The 2,056-nt window shown below is 54.6% G+C and carries 1 protein-coding gene; it reads right to left on the bottom strand.

Translation table 11 applies throughout. From position 1 onward, the window contains the following. The coding region (locus GRP75_RS25395) for a condensation domain-containing protein (RefSeq protein ID WP_160790712.1) at positions 1-2,056 on the bottom strand (2,056 nt) is incomplete at both ends.

The raw sequence follows: 2,056 nt of genomic DNA, 5'->3' as shown, positions 1-2,056 counted from the left end.
GACAAAGTCAAATCGAATTTGGAGATACGATGCTCCTGAACATACGGGCTGAAGGACAGCGTCTCAAGCTTCGCTTCCTGTGACTCCGTATTTTGCAGTACAAACATAGTGTCGAATAACGGGTTACGGCTTGCATCCCGTGCTATATCCAGCTTTTCCACCAACTCTTCCAGTGGATAATCCTGATGCTCGAAGGCTTGCAACGTACGATCTCTGGCTTCCAGCAAGTAGCTGTGGAACGTTTGGTTGCCCCTCGGCTGATGCCGGATGGCTAGCGTGTTGACGAACATTCCGATCAGCGGCTCCAGTTCAGGTAACAAGCGTCCTGCTACTGGCGTACCGATGATCAAATCGTCCTGACCGCTGTATTTGGACAGCAGAACGGTGTAGGCACTCAATAGCACCATGTACATCGTACTTCCGGTCTGTGCCGCAATTCGGCGCAGTTGCTCAGATACATTCGCGTCCACTGTAAATTCATACATCGCACCCTCGAAGCTGCGAACAGCAGGTCTAGGATAAGCAATTGGCAAATCCAGTATCGGCAATTCTCCGGCTAAATGCTCCAGCCAGAAGTGTTCCCGGCGTTGGTATGACTCACGCTGCGTCTCCTGCTGCTGCCATACGGCATAGTCCTTGTATTGAATTTGCAGCGGCTCCAATTCCTGCCCTTCGTACAGTTGTACCAGCTCCTGCACGATATTGTTAGACGATACACCGTCTGAAATAATATGGTGCATGTCGTACATCAGGAGGTGGCGCTCTGGTCCAGTTTGAATGAGACGGACACGCAGCAGTGGTGCCTGGCGAAGATCAAAGCTGCGTACAAAGGACTCGATATAGGCTTCGGCTTCGGACTCCCTGGCCTGCAGGTGTTCTACTGCAAACTCCACTTGATCGTAAACCCGCTGAACGACCTCGCCTTCCACCATTTCAAAGGAAGTCCGCAGCGTTTCATGGCGGGCTATTAACTGACGGAACGCATCCTCCAGCCGATCGGCCTGAAGTGGCCCCTCCACAGTTAATACACCCGGCATATTGTAGCTGAGATCCCCACCTTCCAGATGGCTCAAAATGTACAGTCTTTTTTGAGCCGAGGAAACCGGGTAGTACGCCTGTTGCGCCGCCGCAGGGATCACCGTATAGGTGTCTGTACCGTGCGTTGCGATGAGCTGGGCTTGCTGCTCAATCGTGAAGTGTTGGAACACCTCACGCAGTGTAATCCGACTGTCCAGTTCCTGATGGATTTTGGCCACCAGCGTTGTTGCCCGCAGGGAGTGTCCACCCACGTCAAAGAATGAGTCGGTGACTCCTACGCTGGACAGCTTCAAGACATCCTGCCAGATTTGGGCTAGCTTGGTTTCCAGCGGTGTCCGCGGTGCAACGTACTCCAGGCCTCCTTCGAGGCGTGCTTCCGGTGCCGGCAACGCCTTGCGGTCGATTTTCCCGTTCGGTGTCAGCGGGAAACGATCCAGTTGTACCACATACGTCGGGATCATGTAATCCGGCAGCTTCGGCTGCAGCGCATTGCGCAGCTCCGGCAAACTCAGGGACTCTGAAGCTATGATATAGGCACACAGGTCCTTGTGTCCGTCTTCGTTGTCCCATGCTGTGACCACGGCTTTCTGAATGCCGTCGACGGTCAGCAGCTGCGCTTCCACCTCGCCCAGCTCGATCCGGTAGCCCCGGATTTTCACCTGATGGTCGATCCGGCCCAAATACTCAATACTGCCGTCTGGCAACCACCGTGCCAGGTCGCCCGTCCGGTACATCCGGTTTGCGTGAGTGCTGTCCGCTTGATCGGCTGCTGCCGCATCAGCGAACGGATTCAGGACGAACTTCTCTGCCGTAAGCTCCGACAGGTTCAGGTATCCTCGTCCCACACCTGCACCCCCGATATAAAGCTCACCTGCGATACCGATCGGTACCAGCTGTTGCTGGCTGTTCAGGATGTACACCGACTGGTTGGCTATCGGCGTTCCGATGGATACCGTATGCTCCCCTTTTTCCAGCAGTACGTTCAGGGACTCCACATCTTCAATCGTATAAGCGGTCG

Origin of the sequence: Paenibacillus sp. OT2-17 (genome assembly GCF_009827695.1) — a bacterium.
GTDB lineage: Bacteria > Bacillota > Bacilli > Paenibacillales > Paenibacillaceae > Paenibacillus > Paenibacillus polymyxa_B.
Note: the sequence above shows the minus strand (reverse complement) of the source record. Positions and strands in the feature narration are given on the sequence as shown.